Below are 24598 nucleotides of genomic sequence, written 5' to 3'. Positions count from 1 at the left end.
CGCCGCCGGGGCACTTCATGTCCGGCGCGGCAGCCATCGCACCGGACGGTTGATGAATGGCTCCAAGACGCGCTGCGCAACGTAAAACACTTAAAGAAAACGCGCAATTTGCAGGGGCTAGAGGTCGATGCATACGGCTTCTGAGCCACCACCGAAGCGGCTGGATTTTGCATGGTGTGGCATCTAATCTTGATGACACTCCTTCCGCGATAGCCGTCATGGACGGATCTGGACGGGCTCATCAGAGCGGGTAGGTCTCATGCCGAGAGGTCTACATTGCGGTCCACCTCCCGACGTGCTGGTCCAACGATTGGCTCCGGTCCGCACGCGAAGGAGGAAAGAATCATGGGAAGCTCGACCAGGACCCATTGGCGAATGGAAGGGGAAGAGGTGGCGAGCTGCAACTGTGCGTGGGGCTGTCCATGTCAGTTCAACGCGCTGCCTACCGCGGGGCACTGCGAAGCGGTCATCGGCTACGAAATCCGTGCTGGCGAGTACGGCACGATTCGTCTCGATGGTCTGCGCTTCGTTCAGATCGTGCGCTGGCCCGGCGCAATCCACGAAGGGAACGGCACCAGGCAGTGGGTCATCGACGAGAAAGCGTCGCCCGCGCAGCGGGAAGCCTTGACGGCGATCCAGAGCGGCAAGGAAGGCGGAACGTATTTTGAAATTTTCGCGTCCGTGTGCCCGCATACATTCGACCCGGTGTTCGCCGCCATTGAGCTGGAGATTGATCGCGGGCGTCGTACTGGTGCACTCCGTGTTCCCGGCATTGCCGAGTTCGACGTCGAGCCGATCAAGAACCCGGTCACGGGCGAGGAGCATCGCGCGCGCATCGAACTGCCGAACGGCTTCGAGTACAAGGTGGCCGAGATGGGTAACGTGGCACGCATGGACGTCTCCACGCCGGAGCCGCTCGTCATGCATCACCAGAATACCTACGCTCAGCTCAATGAGTTCGACTGGGTCAATGCCTGAGTGCTGCGGGAAGCGCCCAATCCTTCTCGTCGCCTGCATGACCTGCGCCGGTCATCGATAGCTGCACGAGCGGCCACGAAGAGAACGTCATGTCCCACCCTCGCGCTTCGGACAAATCCGACAGGCTGATTACCGTTGGATGGGCCGCCTTGGCGAGGCGGGAGAACCTTTTTCCTGGCGCGGTGCTTCTGCTGGTGACTGCGGCGAGTTGGACCTACACCGTCCAGCAGGGGCGTGCGATGGATGAGATGGGCATGGCTGGGCAAATGGACAGCCGCATCGCTTTCTTTCTGCTGGCCTGGGCCGTGATGATGGTAGCGATGATGCTCCCGGCCATCCTGCCTCTGATATTGCTCTATCGGATCACTGCTCGCGAGCGCACGGCCCGTTCCGGTGCGTGGTCGGGAATGGTTGCGCTGATCATGGGCTACGTGGTGCTTTGGACTGCGACTGGGTTGCCGGTGTACGCATATCAACAAATCATCGGCCACGTGAGCCTGGGCGGGAGCATTGGCCCCGGCTTGCTGTTGATCGCGGGAGGCGTCTATCAGTTCACGACGCTAAAGCGCAGTTGTCACATGCGGTGTAGCAACCCGCTGTTCTTCCTTTTGCGGCACTGGCGGCCGGGCGCGCGCGGCGCTTTGCGCCTCGGTGTGCTACATGCGATCGACTGCATCGGATGCTGCGCCGGCCTGATGGTCGCATTGGTCGCGCTCGGCGCAATGAATATGGCGTGGATGTCCACGGCGGCGATCCTCATTTTCATCGAAAAGACCTTGCCCGGCGGACACCGCGTGGCGTGGCCCCTAGGTGTGGCGCTCATCGGGGGCGGACTCGTGGTGCTGGCGACACCCTGGTTAGGGAGTGTCCTATAGCCGGCAAGGATGGGTGTGACATGGCGCGCGAACGCGTGCCATGTCGCGTTTTACAACCAGCGAACACAAGGAGGCGTGCTATGGCTTGGCATATTGTGGGGACCTACTATGCGCCATGCAGCTGCAAGGTTGGCTGCCCTTGCGTCTTCGGCGAGATGGAAGGCGATCAAGTCTGGTGCTCGGGTGGACAGTGGGTTCATATAGGCAGTGGAGATGTCGATGGCGTAGACGTCGGGAGCACCAAGCTCGCTTGGGTGGCTGATTGGCCTAAAGGCTTTCTGGGTGGTCTGGGCGTCGGGCGCATCTACTTCGATTCCTCGGTGTCGGCCGAGCAGCGGGCCGTGCTCGAACCTTTGTTCAAGGGCCAGCTGGGGGGCGTGTATGGCGTTGTCGGGCAACTGGTCAAGACATGGCTACCGACTCAGGAGGCGCCGTTCGATATCCAGAGTGGCCCAGATGAGACGCGAATCACGGTTGGGAAAATTGGTGTGGCGGTCGCTAAACCGCTGCGCGGTGTCTCCGGTGAACCGACGCGCCTGTTGCATGGTGCAGCTACCTTTCGCGACAACATCGGGCTTGCCAATGGCAAGGGCACATGGTGGCGCGACCCTGACCTGCGCCAATGGGATAGCCTCGGGCATGCGGAAATTACGGAGTTTGATTGGAGTGCATAACGGCTAGCGAAGAGTGAAACGGTCGTTCGGCGGTGGGGCGTGTCCAGTGACGTAGGAGTTCGGTTCGAGAGATAGCGAAACAGCTTAGCGCTGCCTAGAATTCAACATATGTTCCGACGTATGTCACTGGGGACGCGAGAACGCGTCTAGCCCGGTCGCGGGGAAGCGCTATGGACCTGTCGATTTTGATGAGGGTGCAGGTTTTGTCCGAGGACGAAACCCAGTTGGTATATCTCGCTGATTCATTGCGCGACCAATTCCAGGTATTTAGCCCGATCGTAGGCTTGGAATCGTCGTCGTTTTTAAGCGGACCGCTGGGCCGTGACGCGGGCTTGTATCTTGTATTAAAAGCGTATGAGGCACCGGTTTTGGCTCAGAGCCTCTATTCGTGGCTAACGGAGCATAAAACCGGCGTCGTCCTCAGCAATGAAGACCAAGCCGTAGAGCTGACAGAAGGCCTGGGTTTCGTAGGGGTGGTCGAGAATATTCAGCTGATGTTGCCTGGCGAACCGGGGCAGAAGCCGACGCGACTACCGGACCCGCCGGATCCCGACGACGACTAGCGACATGTTCAGCGGTCTTTCCAAACTGGCTGACAAGTCCTTTGTGCTGGGTTTTTTCCTGCCCGCACTCGTGGGCACGGTCGTGTTCCTATGGTTGAACCGCGACATCGAGCCGTTCAAAACGCTGCTCACGGAGGCCGCCGAAGACAAGACATTTTCGAACCTGACGGTCATGCTGCTGTCGGTGTGGACGCTTGCGGTGCTGCTGATGGCCGGCAATCACTGGATGTATCGCGTGCTCGAAGGCTACGTTTGGCCACTGAAGCAATCGTGGCTTCGTCAGCGGCAGTTAGCGCGTCGGAAACAGCAGAGGCAGGCGGCGAGGGTTGCCTCGGCGGCTATATCGAGCGCCGGGAGCGCGTCCAAAGTCTTGGTCGTGGGAACGACCCGTGCCGACGGGGTGCAGTCGCGCGCGGCACTCGAATTCAGCTATCTGCGGCTTAGGCGAAAATTGGCACTGGAGTACCCGGATCAGCGGGAACTGGTGCTGCCGACCCGCTTCGGGAACGTACTTCGCGCATTCGAGATGTATGCGGGCAACGTGTACGGTGTCGAAAGCATTCATGCTTGGCCAAGACTCCTCGCCGTGGTGCCCAAGAATTATCAGGAGACGTTGGCCGATGCACGGGCACCGGTCGACTTTTTCGTGAGTCTCGTGTTTGTCTCGTTTCTGCTGGGGGTGATCGCATTTGCTCGGTGCGTCGCTGACTTTCTGAGTGGGTTTTACGGTGGACAGCTTTGGGTGTTTGTTGGCGTTTGCACGATGGCGTTTATCGTGAGCCGGCTTTGCTATTTGGCTGCGGTGTCGACGGCTATCGCTTGGGGGGAAGTGGTCAAGAGCGCCTTCGACTTGTATCTACCCGCACTCGCGACGGCGCTTGGGTATACGCTGCCCTCCACGGCCAAGGAGCGGCGTCGGTTTTGGGAAGACCTCGCCAATCAGTTTCAATTCAATGCGCCGCTGGACCCATCTCGGTGGTCGTCCGCAGCAAAGGAGCAGGCCAATGCCGAAGGCACGGAGGTGGAGCCTTCCGCAGATGAGGGTGAGGATACGCCTGATGGCGGAAACGGCGAAGAGCTCGAGGCGGCTGGTGATCAGTCTGCCGACACGGCCAAGACAGAGCCGAAAATGACCGCAGCGCCGGCTGTACCGAAGTAGGTGAATTGCTTGGTCAGCACATGCCGACATAGCGTTATCGGCGTTAGACTTGCTCCCTGGTTAGTCGAAAACTTCTATCTCGAGTCATCGTCTTGGAGGGGGCAAGGAATGAATCCTAAGGTCGACGCGTATCTGGGCAATGTAAAAGCATGGCGCGAAGAGTTTGAGGCGTTGAGAGAGATCGTCCTTGACTGTCAATTGACCGAAGAGTTGAAGTGGGGCGTTCCTTGCTACACGTTTCAGGATGGAAACGTAGTTTTGATGCATGGGTTCAAGGAGTACTGTGCGCTGCTGTTTTTTAAGGGTGCTTTGTTAAAGGACGCCAAGAGTATTCTGATCGCGCAAACGGAGAATGTGCAGTCGGCGCGCCAGGTGAGGTTCACGAGCGTTCGGGAAATAGTCGAGATGGAATCCATCTTGAAGTCCTATCTCCATGAGGCTATCGAGGTGGAGAAGGCCGGTTTGAAGGTGCCTTTCAAAAAGACGGAAGAATTTGCGATCCCGGAGGAATTTCGAAGGAAATTGGATGAGGTCTCTGCCTTGAGGGCTGCGTTTGATGAATTGACCCCAGGGAGGCAAAGGGCCTACCTTCTTTATTTTTCCGAGCCCAAGCAATCCAAAACGCGGGAGTCGAGGGTTGAGAAGTGCATGCAGAAAATCCTCGATGGACAGGGACTCAATGATCGATGAGTTCGATGGCAACGCCTGAAGCCCGCGAACGGGCTTGCATTGTCCGCATCCGATGGATCTCCTGAACGGCAATCGTGGGCCGTCGTGACGACGGCCCACCCGTGATGTGTCCGGACTCAGGAGCGCGACACTGTCTTGTCGTTCAGAACGTATATGCGAGCTTGCCGAAGGCCGTACGTCCCAACGAGTTGTAGCCGTACGCGGTCATGTACTGCCGGTCGAAGACGTTCGACAGGTTCGCCGACACGGTGAGATGCGCATTGACCTTGTACGTCGCGCGCAGGCTGACCGTCGTATAGGACGGGAGATAAATCGTGTTGATCTGATCGTCGAAGGTCGGTCCACCATACAGCACGGAGAGTCCGGTGCTGAGCGCGTGCAACTGGAACTCATCCCACGTGTGATCGACGCGCAGGCTAGCTGTCTGGCGCGGACGGCGATTGAGCCAGGTCTGGTCGGTGACGTCCTGCGGATTCAGGATGCCCACGGCAATTCTGACGGACGTGGTCTTGGCGAGCGTGCCCTTGTACGAGAGGTCGATGCCTTGAATGTGCGCCCGCCCGATGTTGTCCGGTGCGAACGTCGCCGCGTTGTACGCAATCAGATCATGCACTCGCGTATCGTAAATCGCCGCGGAAAACGTGCCGAATGCGGTGGATGCGTCGAGTGCCGCCTCAACCGTATCGCTGCGCTCGGGCCGCAGGTTCGGGTTGCCGTACTGTGGGTAGTACAGGTCGTTGAACGTCGGCAGGCGGAACGCGTTGCCATACGACAGCCGCGCCGTGTAGACCGGTGTGATCGCATAAGAGAGCGCGACGTTACCCGTGTTGACCGTCCGGCCTTGGACAATCTCGTGGCGCCCGGCGAGGAACATCGTGAACGCGCCCAGCGTGGCCGCCTGATGGAGCGACACCGCCGAATCGTTGCGCGTCGGCACGCCCGTCGGGATGTCGACAGGCAAGAACGCTTGTTCGCGCGAAAAGTCGTACGCGAGCTTCGTCTCGCCCGACAGCGGCAGGCCAAACAGCTTGAGTCCACGTTCCTGATGCGTCAGCGAGGTCGACGTGCTGAGGCGCGTCGAGTCGATTTCATCGGTCGGAAACGTCGGGGAGACAGCGTAGTAGAACTGATGGTCGTTCGCATAGCCGATCGACTGGTCGAACTGGGTGTCCGGGGTAATGTCCCAATGAAACGCCACACCTGTCGTCAGCTGGTGATCGAGCTGCCAGTCGTCCCCGTCGATGTTGTCGTAGGAAAGATTGGACCGATGGTAAAGCGCGAACGTGGAGATCGACCAATTGCCATGGGCATAGCCGAGCCGCGCATCGATGTTCTGCGCGTGATAGGGGTTGCGGCCATCCTCGTGGCCGAACGCATACGGCTGGGTCGCATCGATGCCGGCCGTGTTGTAGTCGTGCAATCCGAGCGAGTACGTGAGTCCGGCAAGGGCGGAAAGCGGCCCCGTCGAAGGCACGGTGCCGGAGGTACGGACCTGCGTGTCGAAGGTCTTGTTCGAGCCGCCTCCGAACGAGATCGAGGTCTGGTTGGGCTGATTCGACGCATGGCGCGTGAAGAGCTGCACCACGCCGCCCACTGCGTCCGCGCCGAACGACGCGGCGGCCGGCCCCGAAATCACCTCGACGCGGTCGAAGGCCTCGGTCGGTAGATCCGCCCACTCGGCGATGCCCGTTGTGGCGGAGCCGACGCGGATGCCGTCGATGAACACGGCGACCTGCTGGGCCGACGAGCCTCGGATGCTGACAGAAGACGCGGCGCCTGGGCCACCGCTTTGCGACACGGTGATGCCGGGCAGCGTGGCCAGCACGTCTGTGATGCTGGGGGACGCGGGCGACAGGCGGTCGAGATCCTGGCGCGTGAGCACATGAGTCGTCGCATAGCGCTGATCGAACGACTGCGGCAGATGCTGGGTATCGCCGATGACGAGGATGTTCGGCAGCGTGGTTTCGGCGACGGGCAGCGCAGCGCTAGTTTGCGCGGAGACCGAATCGTCCGCGGCGTGGGCGATGGGCGCACCGAGCGAGACGGCGAGCGTAGCGCAGACGCCGGCGGCGCTACGACGAAAGGCGCCCTGAGAGGGCGCCGCTTTCACAACGATGGACATGACAGAACCTGAGATCGGGGCTGTCCTTGCAACATGCGACCGCATCATGCGGCGCTAGCGCATCGGGACACCCCGCCCGGCACGGCTGCTTGGACCTCGGTTGATGGCAGGTCTCCTGGCTCGCAGGTCATCGTCCGATGCCGACCTTCCCAGTTTCCCAGTGGTCATGAGTGGCCCGGACTCGCCGCTTACAGTTGCGGGGGCAGCCGCAGACTCGAAGCATCGACGCTTCTACTGCGTTCCCTTTTGATCCCTTTGATGGGAACCATCAGCGCGGGAGGGTAACGATTCTTGTGTGCTGTCGTCAATCTTCTTGAAGCCGTCCGCGACGCCGCTAGCGGCGCACCTTCGGTGCTTCGCAGGCCGAATCGCGGGTAAGCTCGACAAATGCTTGAAGCCTGTTCCGACGACCAGTGCGATATGCGCGCTCTCACCGATGGGTGTCGCGTGCAAACAACGGCGGGCGGTTTCATCGCCACCATCGCGAACCGGGCCACAAGGTGGCATGCCCCGGCCACATGGCGCATGTTTGCAACGGGCTGCGCCAACCCCGGTTAGTCGGTATTAGCGGTTGGGATGGCCGGTTCACTGGTTGACACCGACGCACTTGCCGGTGCCGCCGCCGCGTCGGCGCTGGCGGCGGTCGCGTTAGACGCCGCCGCTACAGCTGCCTGCGCCTTGGTTGCACGGTCATGCTCGAGCGCGGTGATTGCCTTAAGAAGTTCCTTGGCGTTCCCGTCGTGCTCAGCCACGCGCTCGATGCGTTGCATTACTTGCGGCAACCACTTCGGTTTGTACTCGGGCTTGATGGTGTCTGGGTCGTCGAAGTGGAAGTCTGTGCCACCACCGAGGGCGCCGAAATTGCGCTCCACTGCGTCGACGAGGAAAACCGTCTCGTCTTCTTTCCCCGGACACGTCTTCGTGTCCAAGATGACAGCGTGTCCGGCCGTATGCTCGAGGTCCGGCGAAAGTATTTCTTCCTCCTGGCCGCGGCGCACGGTTTCGGGCCAGTCGCGCACGTACGGGACGATGAGGCCGGTGTAATGGCACTTCGAGTCTGCCTTGTACCACTGAGGATGAAAGCCGACGACTTCTACCATTTCCCGTTCCTCGGGGGCTTTGTGAAGTGGGTAAGTCTGGTCCGGCCACAGGATGATGCTTCCGACCAGTGCGCCCGCGATGTAGATGGCGTGCGCCGTTCCAAAAATGATGTCAAACATGGTTTAGCTTTCGCAATGAGCGGATACGCCCGCCTCAATTATTGAGTGCACTCCAGCGGAAGCACATTCTGCTTCGGGCACCATCGGGTTCGGTAGAGATCGCTCATAGACTGTGACGCTGTCCGCGTCTTCCATGGAGAACCCAGAGGCTATCATGCAGTAGAGCGGTCCGTTGATGCCTCGAGCGTGGCTCAGCAAGTTGAAGTCGTGCAATGCGACGACTTTCCAAGTGTTGTTAGCGTCGGTCCGTGGTACTTGTTTCGTAGATAGGCATAAGATTCCGCGAGGACGCGTGCAACAAAGACCACAGGTCTGCACGTGTCGCCCGAGCCAACCCACACGGGCTCAATGAAGAGCTCCGTATCTAGGAACCGTTTGCGCACCCCAAGCCAAAGCGACATCGGCGCGATGTATTGCTTTTTCACGTCGATGACCTTCATTTAGCGGCGTACCAATAGGTAAGCAATGAAGGTACCGATGAGCACCGCCCCTGCGCCGTAGAATACTGGCTTGTTTCGGAGGACATCGAGCTTGGACACAGGAGGTTTGTTCTCCCCGTCGAGGTCCCAGTAGTCGATGCCCGGGTCATCCGTGATATTGATGATAATTAACACGGCGGCACCGACGAAGAGCACGAAAAGAACTATGAATATTGGCGTCGACATTTTTCGGCGTTCCGCTTAGTCGTTCATCCAGTGCATGAACACAGGCAGTTCTTCCTGGTACATGTCGTTTCCGGCTTCGGCTGCCATTCCTCCCAGGTTACTCCCGATGAGCACCAGCGCGACAGCGCACGCGGGCTCAGCGGGGCCGCAAACGAATGAAACAGCGAGCCCTGCGAGGCTTCCACCAATCATGCCGCCTGCGATGATGCTCCCCTGTCGTGCGGCCTCTTTCACTTTGTCCCTGGCGCCAATGACCTCGCCGGTCGCGATGATAGCCGTGAATAGGATGGCGACTCGGGCGCTGACTTGCAATCGGCGGACCTTGGCTGAGACATCGGCGTTGGCACCGCCGGCTTTCTTCAGCACCGTGTAGTAGACAGCATTACGCTCTTCAGTCGTCAGCACATCGAAGTTCTTACCGAACTGAGCCTGAGCGTACTTGTTCAGGTAGTAGTCGAATCCTCTGGATTTGAGCTTCAGTGCCTCGGCCTTCGCGACTCCGACGGCGGACGTGTACTTTCGATACTCGACGAAGAGCTTGTCGCGCAGTTGGCTGCAATATTCCGCACCCTCTTTCACGGTCATGTTGCCGTTGGCAACTTCCTGCCTCACCTGGTCGGATATTTCGCTGATGTGCTTGCTATATTGCTGGCGAACCTTGTCGTCGCTGATTGCGTTGACGGCGAAGGTCGTGGCGATTGCTTCGTAGTCCGCGATGGCTGCTTCCAGCAGACCACTCTTGATGTCATGAACCTGCTGGGTGTTGAACGAGCCGCTGGCGACCGTGTTCTTGCTTGCTGTCGTATCCGCCATGTTTACCCCGCCATCGCCATCAGAATGTTGCCCATCGCCGACTGGCCGCTCGTCCGACCGCCGTCGAGCACGACATCGACCCGCCGGCACGCGGAGGCGTTGGGGCGATCAAAATGGACTTTGTTGTCGGCGTCGAAGACGCCTTCTTCAACGGAGCCATCGGCGAAGTGGGCGCGGCAATGCAGGCCTTCGCAACTGCCTGCATCGCTCAGCGAGAATCGAATCCAGTGCTCGCCTGCCGGCTCGTCGGCCAAGTAGTTGCCCGCGGGTCCGTAGCCCATGCTCGCCAGTTCGTGGCTTTCGAAGCTCTCGTACATATTGGACTGAGAGGGAAGCATTACGGGTGGCGAGCTACACTTGCATACGCAGATGTCTCCTTCCAGGGCGGGCTCTTTACCCATCATCGAACCGGGCCGGCGCGGACCCTTCGCGGCAATGTGACCCACAGATTTGCAGGCTGGACAAACGACCTGCGCCCCTATGAAGGTGAGTTCGGTGCCGTAATGGGTTGTCTTCGGTATGCCTTCTGCTACAGTTCCGCCGACCGACGATTTATCGCCGATTTTCAGATAGCTACGTCTCATTCTGCTGAGGCCCTCGGTAGTTTTTTGTATATTGAGGGGCGAATAGATAGCACGAGCGTCACGCGCCTTGCAAGAAGGCGGCCGGAATCGAAGAGGCAGCCCCCCTCACTCCACCGTCACCGACTTGGCCAAATTCCTGGGCTTATCGATATCGGTCCCCCTCGCGAGCGCGGCATGATAAGCGAGCAACTGCATCGGAAGCGTATGCAGGATCGGCGAAAGCGGCCCATAGTGCTCCACGAGCCTGATCACCTCGATCCCCGGCGCTGGCGACAACCCACAATCCACATCCGCAAACACGAACAGCTTCCCGCCGCGCGCGTTGACCTCATGCATGTTCGACCTAAGCTTCTCGAGTAGTCGGTCATTAGGCGCGACCGCCACCACCGGCATCTCTGCGCTGACCAACGCCAACGGCCCATGCTTGAGCTCACCGGCCGCATAAGCTTCGGCGTGGATATACGAGATCTCCTTCATTTTCAGCGCCCCTTCGAGCGCAACGGGATAATGCATTCCTCGCCCGACGAACAGTATGTTCTCCTTACGAGTCAGAACCTCGGACCAAGCGATGATGCTAGGTTCGAGCGCAAGCACCTTGCTCATCGCATCGGGAAGATGGCGCAATGCCCGCAAGTGCTCCTTCTCCTCCTCATCGGTCAGCTTCCCGCGCACCTGAGCCAACGACAACGTAAGCAGAAACAACGCAACGAGCTGCGTAGTAAACGCCTTGGTCGAGGCGACGCCAATCTCAATCCCGGCCCTAGTGATGAAGTGCAACGCACACTCACGCACGAGCGCACTCGTGGCCACATTGCAGATCGCGAGCGTCTTCGCCATCCCCATCTGCTTAGCCACCTCGACAGCACCCAGCACATCAGCCGTCTCACCACTCTGCGACACAGCAACAACCAACGTGTTTTCGCTGAGCACAGCGTCGCGATACCGAAACTCGCTAGCGATCTCAACCTGCACCGGCAGCCGGGCGATGCTCTCGATCCAATACTTCGCGGTCAACGCCGCATGAAAGCTGCCCCCACACGCAAGCAGCAACACCGAATCGACGGCATTGAACACGCGCCATGCGGTGTCGCCGAACAACTCCGGCATGATCGAGTCGATGCCCTGCAAGGTGTCGGCAACCGCACGCGGCTGCTCGAAGATCTCCTTCTGCATGTAATAGCGGTACGGCCCGAGATCAGCGGCACCGCTATGAGCCGAAACCGTACGCACCGCCCGCTCGACACGCTGCCCGTTGCCGTCGACGATCCAATACCGATGCAACTGCACATCGACGACATCGCCGTTTTCTAGGTAAGCAATCTGGTCGGTGATATTCGATAGCGCGATCGCATCCGAGGCGAGAAAGTTCTCGCCTTCGCCCACGCCAACAACAAGTGGGCTGCCGTTGCGCGCACCGACGAGCCGATGCGGCTCATCCCGGCACAGCACCGCAATAGCGAAGCTGCCACGCAAACGCGCAACGGCCGCACGCACAGCTTCAAACAGATCGCCGTCATACAGGTGATCGACGAGATGAGCGATCACCTCACTATCGGTCTGACTCGCGAACACATACCCATGCCCTTGCAACTCGGCCCGCAGCGCTTCGTAGTTTTCAATGATGCCGTTGTGCGAAGCGGCGATCCGCGGGCGCTCATCACTAGGCGAGAAGTGCGGATGCGCATTCGCCGTAACAGGCTCGCCATGCGTAGCCCACCGCGTATGCGCAATGCCCGTATAACCGGCCAGTTCGCGTTGCGCGATCTCGGTCTGCAATGCCGCCACCCGATCGACGCTGCGTGCACGCACGAGCATGCGGTTTTGGTGTACCGTCACGCCGCACGAGTCGTAGCCTCGATATTCGAGGCGTTTCAGCCCGTTGACGAGATCAGGCAGGACGTTTCGTTGAGCGACCGCACCGACGATTCCACACATATCCGCACACTCCGTTGAAGAGCCCGTTTCGTTCAGGCGTTGGATGCGATAGTACGGTCGGTGCGATGTAATTTTCTTTCGAATTTTCGCTCGAAATGAAATCGAGATATCATCGCCGTGGGACATGAAATATTCTTTCATCATCGACCCGACAATTACTCCAATAATCGAGACAACAGAGACAAGCGATGAGCATCCACTTAGACGAGCTCGATCTCCGGATCCTGCGCGTCCTGCAATACGATTCGTCGATTTCGAATGCCGAGCTGGCCGAGCGTGTGCTCGCGTCGGCTCCCACGTGCATGCGACGCGTGCGCCGGCTCAAGGAGGCGGGCGTCATTCAGCGGGAAATCGCGTTGGTCGATCACCGCAAGGTGGGCATGAGCGTGACGGCAATCATCGAGGTCAGCCTCGATCGTCAGGCGGCCGAGGATTTCGAAGCGTTTGAGGGCTATATCTGCGCCGAGTCTGCGGTCACGCAGTGCTATCGGGTCTCGCCAGGCCCGGATTTCGTCGTCATGGCCGATCTCTCCGATATGAGCGCCTACGATGAATTCGCGCGGCGCCTCTTCACGAACTCGTCGAACGTCCGCAACGTGCGCACGTTCTTCTCGACGCATCGCGCGAAATTCGAAGCCAATGCGCCGATCGAAGCCGCACGGCGCGCAAGCTAAAGCTAGGGACGCGAGCGACCGCGCCGGCGAAAGCGTCGAATCACGCGAATCGCCAGCGCGGAAGATGCCTGCATTGAGTTAGTCGCGATCCGGTGCCCCGAGCGGGAACAGGTGTCGATACGGGCGCGCTTCATCCACCGCACGCGCGAACGACGGCCGTGCAAGCAGTCGCTGCCGGTAGGCGATCACGTTCGTCAACGACGCGTCGATGCGATGCGTCCAGTCGGCGTAGAACAGGAACGGCGCGGCACCGCAGTCGGCGAGGCTGAACGTATCGCCGGCCGCCCACTCGCGTCCGGCCATCGTCTTGTCGAGCCAGGCATAGGAGGTCTCGAGCATTGCGCGCGCGTCGGCCACGCCGCGGACATCGTGCTCGCCTTCCGGCCGAAACGTGTCGAACACGATCTTTTGTACCGGCGTGGAGACGTAATTGTCGAAGAAACGATCCATCGTGCGCACGTGCAGCGCGGCGCGCGGATCGGATGGCAGCAACCGGACCGGCCCCGGATGGTAGAGGCCCAGGTATTCGATGATGATGCTGGCCTCCATGATTGTGCGGTCGCCATCGACGAGCACTGGAAAGCGCTTGTGCGGCCAGAGCTTGGCAAGCGTCGTCATCGCGTCGGGGTTCTCGGGCGTCAGCAGGCACCATTCGAACGGCGTGGCGTTCTCGTAGAGTGCGGTCAGGGCCTTCTGGCAGTAGGAGGAAAACGGGTGGGCAAAAAGCTTCAGCGTCATTGTCAGCACCTTGAAAGAAAAGGGCGCACGCCTGGCGCGCGCAAAACGGACTGCTCGACATGACGACGAATGGGGCCCACCGAAATCGACATCCCGACGATCGACGCAGACTAGGTCCTACAACCTGGACCGTGCAAATCGTCATTGCTGCCGCTTGCTTTGCGCTTCGGCCAGCGCGCGCTCCATGCGGCGATCGGGCACGATCCAGAACAGCGCGACGATGGCAAACAGCAGGATGCCGACGGTGGGCCAGCCTAGCCCGGCAGCACCCAGGCCGCCGAAGTACAACACGACCGAGAGCTTAAGTTTCGCGTCGCCGCGCACGGCCCGGGCAAGCAAGCTATCGGCGCCGTGGTGCTCGATAAGACACGTCTGCAACAGATACCACGCCACTGCGCATGCGAGCAGGTCGAAGCCGTAAAGCATCGTCGGCCAGCGCGCGAAATGGTTCTCGCCCATCCAGCCCGTCGTGAATGGCAGCAACGACAGCCAGAACAGCAGATGCAGGTTCGTCCACAGGATCCCGCCGTTCACGCTGCGGACGACCTGCAGCATATGGTGATGATTGTTCCAGTAGATGCCGACGTAGATGAAGCTGAGCACGTAGCTGATCCACGTCGACCACAACGGCGCCAGCACCGAAAGGTCCTGCCCGTGCGGGACTTTCAGCTCGAGCACCATGATGGTGATGATGACCGCCATCACGCCATCACTGAACGCTTCCAATCGATTTTTTTCCATATGCTCGGTCTGCCTCGGGACAGCGGTTGTTATAAGGGGCGTTCATGAAGAGCGGGCCCGCTCGCCGCAGGTTTACTTGGTCGTATAGCCGCCGTTGGCGAGAATCGTCTGCCCGGTGATCCACCAGCCGTCGGTGACAAGGTATTGCACGAGCGTGACGATGTCGTGCGGGTCGGTCAAGCCTGTGCGCGTGAATGGGCTGAGGGCCGCGGCTGTCTGGTGATAGCGCGTCGAGTCGGGCGTCTCCTGGCCGTAGAAGAACGGCGTTTCCATCGGCCCCGGCGCGACCGCCGTCACCGAGATGCCGCGCTCGCCGAACTCCTTCGCCGCCGCGCGCGTGAAGTGCTCGACGGGTGCCTTGCTGCCCGCATAGATGGCGTAAAGACCCGTGAACGCCCCCAGCAGCGAGGTGACCACCGTGCACAGCTTGCCGCCGTCCACGAGCTTCTTGCCGGCCTCCTGCATGAAGAAGAACGCGGCTTTCGAGTTGATCGCGAAGCTTTTGTCGTAGTCGTCTTCTGTGACGTCGGCCATCGGCTTCTTGACGATCATGCCGGTCGTGTTGATGGCGATGTCGACGCGGCCGAACGCGGCAATCGTTTCGTCGAATAGCCGCGTGACTTCGCTGACTTTCGTGAGGTCACCCTGAATGGCCAGCGCTTTTGCACCGGCTGCTTCGACGGCGGCCACCGTTTCCTGCGCGGCACCACGCGTGGCATCGCTGTTGTAGTGCACGGCGATCGCGCCCGCGCCGTTGGCGGCGTAATGCCGGGCCATCGCGCCGCCGAGGTTCTTGGCGCCGCCGCCGATGACGATCACTTTGTCCTGAAGAGTGGTTGCGCTCATTTGGCCGCTCCTTGGCAGTAGATGAGGGTGACTGAAGACTAGTCGCTCGACCGTAATCCATAAACTGCCGACGATTGGCGAGCCGCGCGAGCCGCGTGCATCGCGAGACGGTTGCGTGCACGCGCGCTTGGCGGCAGACTGCGCCATCGTCTATTGCATGGGGTCTGCCGCGTCATGTCGATTCAGGTTCGTTATACGCAAGGTAATAAGGACAGCGTCTGCCCGATAGGGAGGTCGTCATTCGAACCCACGCGCTTCGCCGAGCAATTCGAGACTTGGTCGCCGGATTGGGACAAGCCGGTGATCGTGTCGCACGGGACCAAGCTCAAGCACGATGAGCTCGAAATCGGCAAGCAGGCGTATCGCGACGGCAAGCCGGACTTCAAAAACGGCGATACGGTGCTCTTGTTCGAAGAGGCCCAGCACTACATCGCGTTGGAGGCCGACTTCTTTACGCGTCTGTTGTTCACGGAGGCGCAATGGTTGAATCGCCGTGTGAAGCTGGGAGCACTCGAGGAAATGTCGATTGCCGATGCGTTGAGGACGCGTCGCTCACCCGGCGACGCCTTCTGGGTCGAGGCCGGGCTGCCCGGCGTGCCGCTGGCGATCGGCGTCAACGCGTCGATTCGTGCCGACAACGATACCTGGGAACTATTGGCTCACAAGCAGGGCAAGGCGCAAGGCGGAATGGGCGATACCGTTGGACCGCCCGTTTCGGGAGGTATCACGCTCGATATCGAGATGCCACCTGAGGGCCGCTCGCTAACGCTCGACACGTTCGTCAAGGCATGCATGCAGTCGGTCGCCGAGCGCGAACTGGAAGGCAAGGCGCTCGTTCCCCCCTTGGTGCGTCGCGCTGCATGGCTCGACAAGGCGCGCGGCTATAAACCCGAGATCAACTTTCTTTCGATGGTGCCCGCGGTTAAGCATGGCCGCTACGAGCAGGTCATCTGCAAGGAGCATGCGGGGTGCATCACGCTCGACGGGCACCTCGACAAGCAAAGCTGTTTGGTCGACGAGGCCTACGCGGAGTTCAAGTCGTTGGCGTTCAACGCGCAGGCATGGTGCTTGTGGTCAAAGTGAACGCCGTCTGTCGAGGCAATCGACCGGTCGTTACGCCGCGCTGGCCGCGGGCGGCACGTTAGCCTGCGCGTCGGCGCCGCTCGACGCAGTGGGTAGCGCGATGACGGGGCGTCCACTGTCGCGCCACGCGTCGATCCCGCCCAGCAGCGGCAGCACGTCGGAGAAGCCGGCCTGGGTCAACTGCGTGGCCATCCATGCGGCGGACACTTCGTTCGGGCACGAACAGTAGACCACGAGCTTCTGATTGCGCTGATACGTGGCGACGATGTCGGCGAGATCGTGTTCGTCGACGAACCGTGCACCCGGAATCGCGTACGGATCGATCTGGCGTGTTTCCTTCGAGCGGATGTCGAAGATGACCGGAGCGTTATCACGCTGCATCAAGGCTTCGAGTTCGTCGATGGCGATGCGCGCCGTCGCGAGTTGCTTCGTCAGCGAGCGACGTCGCATCCATCGATACCCTGCGTAGAGCACCGCCAGTGCGGCTATGACGATCAGGCTCGCGCGCCCGAGCCGGCTTGCGCCGGCCAGCACCATGTCGATCTGCGGGGCAAGCAGCACGCCGACGATCAGGCCGAGACCGGCCCATACGGCTGCGCCGACGCCGTCATGCGCGAGAAACGTGCGATACGGTGTGCGCAACGCGCCGGCCATCGGCACCGACAGAATCGACAAGCCCGGCACGAGCTTCGCGACCATCAGCACGCGCACGCCCCAGCGGCCGAAGAAGCGCTCGGTCTTGCGCACACACGTATCGCGCGAGAGCGACAGCCTGCACAGCGTGCTCAGCGTGACATGACCATACAGGCGCCCGGCCAGGAACCACACGCTATCGCCGATCAGCGTGCCGCAGACGGCGAGCAGTAGCACCGACGCCAGCTGGGTGCCGATCGCCACCGGATGCAGCGCCGCCATCGCGCCGAACAGCACAAGCGAAGGCATGGCGGGCACCGGCAGGCCGAGCGAGGCCGCGAGTGCGTTGGCGAATACGAGTACCGGCCCGTAACGGACGACGAGGTCGTGAAGCATCGGCGCGACTTTTCTAATGGATGGATTGCAGGTTCAGGGAGGGCCGCGCTTCTCGCGCGTCATGCGCGAATTATGCCGCTATCGGCGTGCGCATGGGAGACACGCCGATGAAACACTCTGTTGAAGGGCTGCAACGCGCCTTGTATGACGAAGTCCTTTCTCTTGCTATTTCGTGCGCACGGCGGGACGCAGTGCATAGGCGCCGTCGCCGAGCAGAAACAGGACGACGAGTGCCGTGGCCCAGAAGGCCGGATATTCCCAGCCGCCGCCCTTGTTCGTGAACATCCAGCCATTCGCGCCGTGGACCATCACGACCGTGCCGAGCATTTCGGCTGCGAGCGGCACGGCCACCCACGGAGCGTAGATGCCGAGAATCAGCGCGAGTCCGCCGAACAGCTCGAGCGCGACCGTCAGATAGGCGGCGATGGCCGGCAGCCCCAACGAGGCGAAGTAGCCGACGAAGCCCGGCAGTGTGAACACGAAGAGTTTGAGGCCGACGTGTGCGAGAAACAGGATGCCGAGGCTCACGCGGAGCAGAAGGGCGGCAAAAGGAGCGGTGTGGTTGTTGATCATTTCGTAGCGTCGAACGATGAAAACAGAGGAGTCGATAACGAGCAAAGCGGCGGCGATGCCGGTCAGGGCATGCCGCCGCTCCGCTTGAGCGAACGATACGAAAGTCGGTTGTGCCGATCAACTCGACTATGATTGATCCATCATTTACTCCTGGTTGACGATCGGATGGATACGCTGACGAGCATGAAGGTTTTTCGCCTGGCCGTGGAATTGAAGAGCTTTGCGGCCGCGGCGCGTCGGCTCGACATGTCGCCGGCGATGGCGAGCAAGCACGTCATGCACCTCGAACAGCGTCTCGGCACGCTGCTGCTCAATCGCACGAGCCGTCATTTGAGCCTGACGGAGGCGGGAGCGGTGTACTTCGATCACGCGCGACAGATGCTCGACGACCTCGAAGATGTCGAATCGGTCGTCACCAAGGCCACGGTTGCACCGAGCGGTATCTTGCGGATCAGCGTACCCGTGTGGATGGTCAATCCCGATTTCATCGGACTACTGAACGATTACCGCGCGCGCTATCCAGATGTGCGGCTCGACGTCGATTTGTCAGGACGCTTCGTCAATCTCGTCGAGGAAGGATTCGATCTTGCGCTTCGTGTGACGAATCCGCTGGGCCTCGGCCAGACCTTGATCGCCAAGCCGATCGCTCCGGTGACGTTCCATGTCGTCGGTTCTCCGGACTATCTGCGCCGCGCAGGCCGTCCGACGCGAGTAGCCGAGCTCGCGGGCCACGCGATGCTCGGCTACTCGCTGCTGCCTGCCGGCACCGCCATAGAGGTGAAGGGGCCATACGGCGAAGAGGCGGTGAAGTTCGAGCCGGTTCTGCTCAGCAACAACGAATCGTTGCTCCGGCTCGCCGCGCTGGAAGGCATGGGCTTGGCGATACTGCCGAGGTGCCAGATCTCTCGCGACCTCGAAGCAGGGCGGCTCGAAGCGGTACTGACCGAGTACCGCGTCTTCGATGCTCACTTGTTCGGCGTCTATCAAAGCCGAAAATACCTCTCGTCGAAAGTCCGTACGTTTCTCGACTTCATAGGCGAAGACTCGCGTTTCAAGTAAGTCGCAAGCGCGGACCCTTAAAGCGCGGCGTCCGTCGTCACTAACCGGCGATGCGCTCCGCAATGGCCCGGCCGATTTCGGTCGTGCTCGCCTTGCCCCCGAGGTCGGCCGTGTGCGGGCCTTGCTTCAGCGTCGCTTCGATCGCGGCAAGGATCGCGTCGTGCGCGGCTCGCTCGGCGCCCGCTCCGTGCCCGAGAAAGTCGAGCATCATCGCCGCCGACCAGATCATCGCAATCGGATTGGCAACGTTCTTGCCTGCAATATCGGGGGCGGAGCCGTGCACGGGTTCGAACAGCGACGGGAAGCGTCGCTCGGGATCGAGGTTCGCCGACGGCGCCAGCCCGATGGTGCCCGTGCAGGCGGGACCGAGGTCCGAGAGGATGTCGCCGAACAGGTTCGTGGCGACCACGACATCGAAGCGATCGGGGCTCAGCACGAAGCGTGCGCACAGGATGTCGATGTGCTGCTTGTCCCATGCGACATCGGGATATTGCGCGGCGATGCGGGTGGCGCAGTTGTCCCACCAGGGCATGCTGATGGCGATGCCGTTGCTTTTCGTGGCGACCGTCAGCGTCTTTCGCGCGCGACGCTGGGCGAGGTCGAAGGCGAACTTGAGCACGCGCTCGCTGCCGTGGCGCGTGAAGATCGACTCCTGGACGACGAACTCACGCTCGGTGCCCTCGAACATCACGCCGCCTACCGACGAGTACTCGCCCTCGGTGTTCTCTCGCACGATCCAGAAATCGATGTCGCCCGCGCGGCGGCCCGCGAGCGGCGACGGCACGCCGTCGAACAGGCGTGCCGGACGCAAGTTGACGTACTGGTCGAACTCGCGGCGAAATTTCAGCAGCGATCCCCACAGCGAGATGTGGTCGGGAACGGTCGCGGGCCAGCCCACGGCGCCGAACAGGATCGCGTCGCAGCGCTCGAGCTGCGCTTTCCAGTCGTCGGGCATCATCTGGCCGTGCCGCGCGTAGTAGGCACAGCTTGCCCATTCGATGTACTCGTACTCGAGGCCGATGCCGAAACGCTTGCAGGCGGCATCGAGCGCGCGCAGGCCTTCCGGCATGACCTCCACGCCGATTCCGTCGCCAGGAATCACGGCGATGCGGTAGTTGCTGCTCATTCGAATGCTCCTTTGGCGGCGTGATGCCGCTTGCGCTTGTCCGTTCGAGCGATTTTAGCCGCATGTGTCGTGTTGCCGGGCATGCACCGGTAATTTCTATGGGCGAATGCTGATCGTCTCGGTAAAACTTCCAATAATTCTTGGGTGGTTGTTATTTGGTGAGTAATTTTTTGAGATTTTAGATATACCCGGATCGGGTGGTGAATAAATGTTGAATCGTTGACGTTTTAACGATTCGATTTGGTTGGTGTGTCCCCTCTTTCGAGGTGTAGGTGGTAGTGTGAAATGCGTGGGTTGCGTAGGATTTTTGCTAAACAGCGAAGATTGACGGTGTAACGTTTCATCAATCGATTGATGTGCGGCTCCCCTACCAAAAAAGGCGGGCACCGATCGATTCATTATGCTTTGACAAGATTTGATTTTTAGCTAGACTGAATTCGCTGACACGGCAATGACTGCACGAAGGTCGTGTCAAAAATCGGAAGCGCAGGGTGTGAGAGAGACTGAGCTTGCCTCAGCTTTGTTGCTTTTCGTGGATCGAATTCGTTTCGGCAGGTCGCGAGACGAATCGAGGAGCTTTTAACGTGTGAACGGTGGAGCAGACGCCGTCGCATTCATCATCTTCCCGGCTTTTTCTTGACCGAGCGTGAGTTGCGCGCCGCGCACAGCTGGGCTTTTCGTACCTATCGATTTGATCTTGCAGAAAAGGGTGCCGTCGCGGCAGGCGGGGCCTATGTCTTATCCGTTCGTCCCACAATCAACCAAAAGGAATTGCTGCCATGAAACAGATCTTCGATCGCATTCGTGTCGAAAAAGCTGCTCTTTTGAGTCACCCGGTATTTGCGCAGCTCGAAGACATTTCCGTGCCGCAGATCAAAGAACTGATGCGCATTTGGTCGCCGCTGCTGATTCACCTCGCCATGACGTTCCGCGATATTAACAAGATGTACTACCACTACGAAAATCCTGGTGATCAATTGGAGCGCGCCATAAATGCGCACGTCAATGTGGATGCGGAACACTGGGGCATGATGGTCTCGGATATCAAGATCCTGGGCGTCAACGACAAGGCTCACGACTGCGAGAGCGCCATCCGTGTCATCTGGGACGACCTCGGTTTCACGGTGCGCAAGTACATGTATTCGCTGATTTCGCGTGCACGCCGTTGTGGCGAGTGCCCGCTGTTGAAGATGGCGTCGATGGAGGCCGGCGAAGCCACGTCGAAGGTGTTCTTTACGACCTCGCGCCGCCTCGCTGCGATGTACGAGGCCGACACCGGCAACACCCTGCGCTACCTCGGCGCCGAGCACATCGACAGCGAAGTCGACAACTCGATCGACTCGTCGGTATTCCTCGATCAGCACCTTTCCGACGAGAAGCGCATGGAGGCGGTGAGCATCGTCGACGACCACTTCGCGAGCTTCCGAGAATTCCTCGATCACAAGTACGAGATCAACAAGATCGCACTGGGCGAGTTCCAGGCAGCCGCGTAACGCGGGTGGCCGGCGCAATGCCGGTTTCGGTAGGGCGAGGTCTGCCGTCAAGCGTAGGCATCGCCAGAAAGCATTCGTTTTCGGCCCGCATGCTGCCTGTTTCGCGGCGCGGGCTGTCCTAGCCAGCCAATAGGAGGCAGTATGTCTTTACCGCGTTACACGAAGGTTCTCGTCATCGGCGGCGGGCCCGCAGGCGCTACCACGGCCGGTTTTCTGGCACGTGAGGGCGTCGAAGTCACCGTTCTCGATCGCGAAGTGTTTCCGCGCTATCACATAGGCGAGTCGCTGCTGCCGTCGTGCCTGGAGATCGTCGGTCTCATGGGCGCGCGCAAACTGTTCGACAGCTATGGCTTCCAACGCAAGCCAGGTGCGTACTTCAACTGGAAGGGCGAGACGTGGACGCTCGACTTCGGCGAGCTGGGCGGATCGTATCGCTACAGCTATCAAGTGCGCCGTGAAGATTTCGATTATCTGCTGCTGAGTCATGCGCGCACGATGGGCGCGAAGGTGCACGAGGGCGTGACCGTGCGCGAGCTGCAATTCGAAGACGGCCGCCCGCGCCGTGCCGTGTGCAGTGTGAAGGGCAGCGAGTCGCTGCAGACGATCGAGTTCGACTACCTCGTCGATGCGTCGGGCCGCAACGGTGTCATGGCAACGGGCTACCTCGAGAACCGCAAGTTCCACGACATCTTCCGCAACATCGCCGCGTGGGGCTATTGGAAGAACGCGAACTGGCCCAAGGATTGCGCCGAAGGGGCGATTCTCGTGGCCTCGGTTCCCGACGGCTGGTGGTGGGGTATCCCGCTTTCCGACGGCACGGTCAGCGTCGGCTTGGTCCAGCACCGCGATGCGTTTACGCAAGCGCGCCGCAACAATTCGCTGGAGCAGCTCTACGAGAACGCGCTGGCGATGAGCCCGCTGATGACGGATCTCGTGAAAGGCGCGGAATTGGTTTCGCCGATCAAGACGGAACAGGACTACTCGTATGCGAGCGAAGCGTTCCAGGGCAAGGGCTTCTTCCTTGCCGGCGACTCGGCCTGCTTCCTCGATCCGCTGCTCTCGACGGGCGTGCACTTGGCCATGTACAGCGGCATGCTGTCGGCCGCATCGATCGCGAGCATCTTGCGCGGAGAGGTGACGGAAGAAGAGGCGTGCGCCTACTACGAAAGCAGCTACCGTCAGGCCTATGTGCGGTTCGTGATCTTCGTGCAGACGTTCTACGAAGCGCACGGCAAGCTCGGCTACTGGAGCAAGGCCGACGAGCTCAGTCACTACACGCTCAAGGCCGGCGACCTCCATCGCGCATTCCTGAATCTGGTTTCGGGCCTCGAGGACATCGCCGATGTCGAGCAGGTCACTTCCCACCTGATGGGCGAGATGGCGCGTCGCGTCGACGAGAACCTGTCGATGCGCAAGGACAAGTCGCAGCTCGGCGACAAGATTGGATCGAAGGAAGCCGAAGACAACGCGCGCTTCTTCGACGCCATCGAAGGCTTGCCTTGCTTGTCGGAAGACATGGCGCTCGAAGGGCTGTACGTGTCGACGAAGCCGCGGCTCGGACTGCGCCGCGTGGCCGTCACGGTCTGAGCAACGGAGAAAGCAGCGGGCGGCGTACGTCGCCCGCTGCACGCTCCGATCGTCCTTGCGCTCGATCGGAGCGGCAGATCAACGGCATCACGAACGGCGACCCTACCCATGAGCAACTGGATGCTTCAGCTGTGTATCGTCATCGTCGCGACGTCCGTCTGCGGCGCGTTCGCGCACCGCCTCGGTCAAGGCAAGGTCATCGGCGAACTGCTGGCCGGCTTGCTGCTGGGTCCGTCGATGCTGGGAGCCATCGGCGGTGCCGGCTATCAGGCGCTGTTCAGCCCCGCATCGACGTCGATCGTTTCGCATCTGGGCGAGCTCGGTCTCGTCTTTCTCATGTTCCAGACGGGCGCCCACATCGTCGGCGATATGCCGAGGACACGGTCGGCATCGTTTGCGCCGTTTCTGATCGCGGCGCTTGGCATGATCTGCCCGTTCGCAATCGGTTGCGCGATCGCGGCACTGGCCGATACGGCTTTTGCACCGCGCGTGCCGCGCCTCGCGAGCATCCTTTTTTGCGGGATCGCCCTGTCGGTGTCGGCCTTGCCCGTCATGGCCCGCATCATCGAGGAGGCCGGCATCGCGCATCGTGCCAGTGCCAAGTTGTCGCTTCTCGCGGCGACGGTGACCGATGCCGTGGGCTGGATCATGCTGGCGAGCGTCGGCGCCATTGCGACATCCGGCTTCTCGCCAAGCTCGATGTTGCACAACCTGCTGCTGCTTGCCGTGTTCTTTGCGGTTTCGATCACCGTCGTACGGTTTGCCGTGCACCGGCTGCTCGATGCCGTGCGTCGTTCGGGCAGCAGCTCGGCGCTCCTGATCTGCGCACTTTGCTATCTGCTGCTGTCCTCATGGGTGGCGACGACGCTCGGTTTCCACAGCGCATTCGGTGCGTTGATCGCAGCCGTGAACATGTCGGCGCGGCGCGATCTGCGGCAGTTGTGGAGTCGGCGTTTCGCGGGCCTGGCCGAACTCGTGCTGACGCCGCTGTTCTTCGTCAGCGTCGGCATTCAAGCTTCGATTTCCGCTTTGCACTCGCCCACGCTGTGGGGATGGTTGCTGCTATTCCTCGTGGGCGGCGTGGCCGGCAAGTTCGGCGGGTGCTACGCAGCCGCGCGGCTGTGCCGTATCGAGCCGGAAGAAGCGCGCATGGTCGCGGCATTGATGAACAGCCGCGGCACGGTCGAGTTGCTCGTGCTCAGCATCGGTTTGCAGCTGCACTTGATCCCGGCATCGCTCTATACGGTGCTGCTCATCGCGACACTCGCGATGACCGCGCTCAGCGCACGCTGGGCGCACAAGTGGACGCGGGAGGAACGGCGCGACGTGCGTCATGCGGTGACCGCCAGCTAGCGTGACATTCGCTCAATC

24 protein-coding genes and 1 riboswitch are annotated in these 24598 nt (G+C 60.7%); of the genes, 12 read left to right on the top strand and 12 right to left on the bottom strand.

Annotated features, from left to right (window positions below; translation table 11 throughout):
* The first annotated feature begins 345 nt into the window (after positions 1-345).
* The 6 genes from D7S89_RS18680 (at position 346) to D7S89_RS18655 (ending at position 4939) form a co-directional block, all read left to right on the top strand.
* Positions 346-978, top strand: a complete 633-nt coding sequence (locus D7S89_RS18680; RefSeq protein ID WP_121279727.1) for a DUF1326 domain-containing protein — start codon at positions 346-348, stop codon at positions 976-978.
* An 89-nt stretch (positions 979-1067) separates the two neighbouring features.
* The gene (locus D7S89_RS18675) at positions 1068-1853 is read left to right on the top strand and encodes a DUF2182 domain-containing protein (RefSeq protein WP_121279725.1); all 786 of its coding nucleotides are present in this window, start codon (positions 1068-1070) and stop codon (positions 1851-1853) included.
* Positions 1854-1933: 80 nt separating this feature from the next.
* Positions 1934-2527, top strand: a complete 594-nt coding sequence (locus D7S89_RS18670; protein WP_121279723.1) for a DUF1326 domain-containing protein — start codon at positions 1934-1936, stop codon at positions 2525-2527.
* 170 nt (positions 2528-2697) lie between these two features.
* On the top strand, positions 2698-3090 hold the full coding sequence (locus D7S89_RS18665; RefSeq protein WP_121279721.1) for a hypothetical protein: 393 nt from the start codon (positions 2698-2700) through the stop codon (positions 3088-3090).
* Positions 3091-3094: 4 nt separating this feature from the next.
* Complete coding sequence (locus tag D7S89_RS18660; protein WP_121279719.1) at positions 3095-4249, top strand: hypothetical protein; 1155 nt, start codon at positions 3095-3097, stop codon at positions 4247-4249.
* Positions 4250-4357: 108 nt separating this feature from the next.
* Positions 4358-4939 carry a YdeI/OmpD-associated family protein gene (locus D7S89_RS18655; RefSeq protein ID WP_121279717.1) on the top strand — a complete coding sequence of 194 codons (582 nt, stop codon included), beginning with the start codon at positions 4358-4360 and terminating at the stop codon, positions 4937-4939.
* A gap of 142 nt (positions 4940-5081) precedes the next feature.
* Here the strand turns inward: D7S89_RS18655 and D7S89_RS18650 are convergent, their stop codons facing one another.
* The 6 genes from D7S89_RS18650 to glmS all read right to left on the bottom strand — a co-directional run bounded on the left by D7S89_RS18650 (position 5082) and on the right by glmS (position 12278).
* Positions 5082-7061, bottom strand: a complete 1980-nt coding sequence (locus tag D7S89_RS18650; protein ID WP_121279715.1) for a TonB-dependent receptor domain-containing protein — start codon at positions 7059-7061, stop codon at positions 5082-5084.
* A gap of 88 nt (positions 7062-7149) precedes the next feature.
* Positions 7150-7346, bottom strand: a riboswitch (cobalamin riboswitch).
* Between the two features lie 269 nt (positions 7347-7615).
* Entirely contained in the window at positions 7616-8281 is a 666-nt protein-coding gene (locus tag D7S89_RS18645) for a hypothetical protein (protein WP_183085267.1), read from the bottom strand.
* 440 nt (positions 8282-8721) lie between these two features.
* On the bottom strand, positions 8722-8946 hold the full coding sequence (locus D7S89_RS18635; protein WP_245983054.1) for a hypothetical protein: 225 nt from the start codon (positions 8944-8946) through the stop codon (positions 8722-8724).
* 15 nt (positions 8947-8961) lie between these two features.
* On the bottom strand, positions 8962-9759 hold the full coding sequence (locus D7S89_RS18630) for a hypothetical protein (RefSeq protein ID WP_121279711.1): 798 nt from the start codon (positions 9757-9759) through the stop codon (positions 8962-8964).
* 2 nt (positions 9760-9761) lie between these two features.
* The gene (locus tag D7S89_RS18625) at positions 9762-10343 is read right to left on the bottom strand and encodes a PAAR domain-containing protein (protein WP_121279710.1); all 582 of its coding nucleotides are present in this window, start codon (positions 10341-10343) and stop codon (positions 9762-9764) included.
* A gap of 105 nt (positions 10344-10448) precedes the next feature.
* A complete protein-coding gene (glmS, locus tag D7S89_RS18620; RefSeq protein WP_121279708.1) occupies positions 10449-12278 on the bottom strand; it encodes a glutamine--fructose-6-phosphate transaminase (isomerizing) in 1830 nt (609 codons plus the stop codon).
* Between the two features lie 188 nt (positions 12279-12466).
* On the opposite strand from glmS, the gene D7S89_RS18615 reads away from it, so the two are divergent.
* On the top strand, positions 12467-12952 hold the full coding sequence (locus D7S89_RS18615; protein WP_121279706.1) for an Lrp/AsnC family transcriptional regulator: 486 nt from the start codon (positions 12467-12469) through the stop codon (positions 12950-12952).
* A 78-nt stretch (positions 12953-13030) separates the two neighbouring features.
* On the opposite strand, the gene D7S89_RS18610 is transcribed toward D7S89_RS18615, so the two are convergent.
* From D7S89_RS18610 to D7S89_RS18600, 3 genes are all read right to left on the bottom strand, one after another.
* Positions 13031-13690 carry a glutathione S-transferase family protein gene (locus D7S89_RS18610; RefSeq protein ID WP_121279704.1) on the bottom strand — a complete coding sequence of 220 codons (660 nt, stop codon included), beginning with the start codon at positions 13688-13690 and terminating at the stop codon, positions 13031-13033.
* Between the two features lie 141 nt (positions 13691-13831).
* Positions 13832-14431, bottom strand: a complete 600-nt coding sequence (locus D7S89_RS18605; protein WP_121279702.1) for a TMEM175 family protein — start codon at positions 14429-14431, stop codon at positions 13832-13834.
* Between the two features lie 72 nt (positions 14432-14503).
* Positions 14504-15277: an SDR family oxidoreductase gene (locus tag D7S89_RS18600; protein WP_121279700.1), complete on the bottom strand. Its 774-nt coding sequence runs from the start codon at positions 15275-15277 to the stop codon at positions 14504-14506.
* 174 nt (positions 15278-15451) lie between these two features.
* Here D7S89_RS18600 and D7S89_RS18595 point away from each other — a divergent pair, with 174 nt between their 5' ends.
* Positions 15452-16360: a hypothetical protein gene (locus tag D7S89_RS18595; RefSeq protein WP_121279698.1), complete on the top strand. Its 909-nt coding sequence runs from the start codon at positions 15452-15454 to the stop codon at positions 16358-16360.
* 30 nt (positions 16361-16390) lie between these two features.
* On the opposite strand, the gene D7S89_RS18590 is transcribed toward D7S89_RS18595, so the two are convergent.
* Together D7S89_RS18590 and D7S89_RS18585 are read right to left on the bottom strand one after the other, a co-directional pair.
* A complete protein-coding gene (locus D7S89_RS18590; protein ID WP_121279696.1) occupies positions 16391-17389 on the bottom strand; it encodes a DedA family protein/thiosulfate sulfurtransferase GlpE in 999 nt (332 codons plus the stop codon).
* Between the two features lie 165 nt (positions 17390-17554).
* Positions 17555-17962, bottom strand: a complete 408-nt coding sequence (locus D7S89_RS18585) for a DoxX family protein (RefSeq protein WP_121279694.1) — start codon at positions 17960-17962, stop codon at positions 17555-17557.
* Positions 17963-18145: 183 nt separating this feature from the next.
* On the opposite strand from D7S89_RS18585, the gene D7S89_RS18580 reads away from it, so the two are divergent.
* Positions 18146-19021, top strand: a complete 876-nt coding sequence (locus tag D7S89_RS18580) for a LysR family transcriptional regulator (RefSeq protein WP_245983052.1) — start codon at positions 18146-18148, stop codon at positions 19019-19021.
* Positions 19022-19061: 40 nt separating this feature from the next.
* Here D7S89_RS18580 and D7S89_RS18575 read toward each other — a convergent pair whose 3' ends face one another.
* Positions 19062-20147, bottom strand: coding sequence for a tartrate dehydrogenase (locus D7S89_RS18575; protein WP_121279690.1), 1086 nt, complete (start codon positions 20145-20147; stop codon positions 19062-19064).
* A 779-nt stretch (positions 20148-20926) separates the two neighbouring features.
* Here D7S89_RS18575 and D7S89_RS18570 point away from each other — a divergent pair.
* The 3 genes from D7S89_RS18570 to D7S89_RS18560 all read left to right on the top strand — a co-directional run bounded on the left by D7S89_RS18570 (position 20927) and on the right by D7S89_RS18560 (position 24580).
* Complete coding sequence (locus tag D7S89_RS18570; protein WP_183085266.1) at positions 20927-21640, top strand: hypothetical protein; 714 nt, start codon at positions 20927-20929, stop codon at positions 21638-21640.
* A gap of 141 nt (positions 21641-21781) precedes the next feature.
* Entirely contained in the window at positions 21782-23227 is a 1446-nt protein-coding gene (locus tag D7S89_RS18565) for an NAD(P)/FAD-dependent oxidoreductase (protein ID WP_121279688.1), read from the top strand.
* 108 nt (positions 23228-23335) lie between these two features.
* Positions 23336-24580, top strand: a complete 1245-nt coding sequence (locus tag D7S89_RS18560) for a cation:proton antiporter (RefSeq protein WP_121279686.1) — start codon at positions 23336-23338, stop codon at positions 24578-24580.
* Positions 24581-24598 lie beyond the last annotated feature (18 nt).

This window comes from Trinickia fusca (assembly GCF_003628145.1).
GTDB lineage: Bacteria > Pseudomonadota > Gammaproteobacteria > Burkholderiales > Burkholderiaceae > Trinickia > Trinickia fusca.
Note: the sequence above shows the minus strand (reverse complement) of the source record. Positions and strands in the feature narration are given on the sequence as shown.

Coding starts and splice junctions, on each gene's coding strand:
- D7S89_RS18570 (WP_183085266.1), top strand. CDS start 20,927: ATGAAACAGATCTTCGATCGCATTCGTGTCGAAAAAGCTGCTCTTTTG.
- D7S89_RS18585 (WP_121279694.1), bottom strand. CDS start 17,962: ATGATCAACAACCACACCGCTCCTTTTGCCGCCCTTCTGCTCCGCGTG.
- D7S89_RS18580 (WP_245983052.1), top strand. CDS start 18,146: ATGAAGGTTTTTCGCCTGGCCGTGGAATTGAAGAGCTTTGCGGCCGCG.
- D7S89_RS18655 (WP_121279717.1), top strand. CDS start 4,358: ATGAATCCTAAGGTCGACGCGTATCTGGGCAATGTAAAAGCATGGCGC.
- D7S89_RS18575 (WP_121279690.1), bottom strand. CDS start 20,147: ATGAGCAGCAACTACCGCATCGCCGTGATTCCTGGCGACGGAATCGGC.
- D7S89_RS18635 (WP_245983054.1), bottom strand. CDS start 8,946: ATGTCGACGCCAATATTCATAGTTCTTTTCGTGCTCTTCGTCGGTGCC.
- D7S89_RS18680 (WP_121279727.1), top strand. CDS start 346: ATGGGAAGCTCGACCAGGACCCATTGGCGAATGGAAGGGGAAGAGGTG.
- D7S89_RS18590 (WP_121279696.1), bottom strand. CDS start 17,389: ATGCTTCACGACCTCGTCGTCCGTTACGGGCCGGTACTCGTATTCGCC.
- D7S89_RS18675 (WP_121279725.1), top strand. CDS start 1,068: ATGTCCCACCCTCGCGCTTCGGACAAATCCGACAGGCTGATTACCGTT.
- D7S89_RS18610 (WP_121279704.1), bottom strand. CDS start 13,690: ATGACGCTGAAGCTTTTTGCCCACCCGTTTTCCTCCTACTGCCAGAAG.
- D7S89_RS18560 (WP_121279686.1), top strand. CDS start 23,336: ATGAGCAACTGGATGCTTCAGCTGTGTATCGTCATCGTCGCGACGTCC.
- D7S89_RS18660 (WP_121279719.1), top strand. CDS start 3,095: ATGTTCAGCGGTCTTTCCAAACTGGCTGACAAGTCCTTTGTGCTGGGT.
- glmS (WP_121279708.1), bottom strand. CDS start 12,278: ATGTGTGGAATCGTCGGTGCGGTCGCTCAACGAAACGTCCTGCCTGAT.
- D7S89_RS18605 (WP_121279702.1), bottom strand. CDS start 14,431: ATGGAAAAAAATCGATTGGAAGCGTTCAGTGATGGCGTGATGGCGGTC.
- D7S89_RS18670 (WP_121279723.1), top strand. CDS start 1,934: ATGGCTTGGCATATTGTGGGGACCTACTATGCGCCATGCAGCTGCAAG.
- D7S89_RS18650 (WP_121279715.1), bottom strand. CDS start 7,061: ATGTCCATCGTTGTGAAAGCGGCGCCCTCTCAGGGCGCCTTTCGTCGT.
- D7S89_RS18665 (WP_121279721.1), top strand. CDS start 2,698: ATGGACCTGTCGATTTTGATGAGGGTGCAGGTTTTGTCCGAGGACGAA.
- D7S89_RS18565 (WP_121279688.1), top strand. CDS start 21,782: ATGTCTTTACCGCGTTACACGAAGGTTCTCGTCATCGGCGGCGGGCCC.
- D7S89_RS18625 (WP_121279710.1), bottom strand. CDS start 10,343: ATGAGACGTAGCTATCTGAAAATCGGCGATAAATCGTCGGTCGGCGGA.
- D7S89_RS18600 (WP_121279700.1), bottom strand. CDS start 15,277: ATGAGCGCAACCACTCTTCAGGACAAAGTGATCGTCATCGGCGGCGGC.
- D7S89_RS18615 (WP_121279706.1), top strand. CDS start 12,467: ATGAGCATCCACTTAGACGAGCTCGATCTCCGGATCCTGCGCGTCCTG.
- D7S89_RS18645 (WP_183085267.1), bottom strand. CDS start 8,281: ATGTTTGACATCATTTTTGGAACGGCGCACGCCATCTACATCGCGGGC.
- D7S89_RS18595 (WP_121279698.1), top strand. CDS start 15,452: ATGTCGATTCAGGTTCGTTATACGCAAGGTAATAAGGACAGCGTCTGC.
- D7S89_RS18630 (WP_121279711.1), bottom strand. CDS start 9,759: ATGGCGGATACGACAGCAAGCAAGAACACGGTCGCCAGCGGCTCGTTC.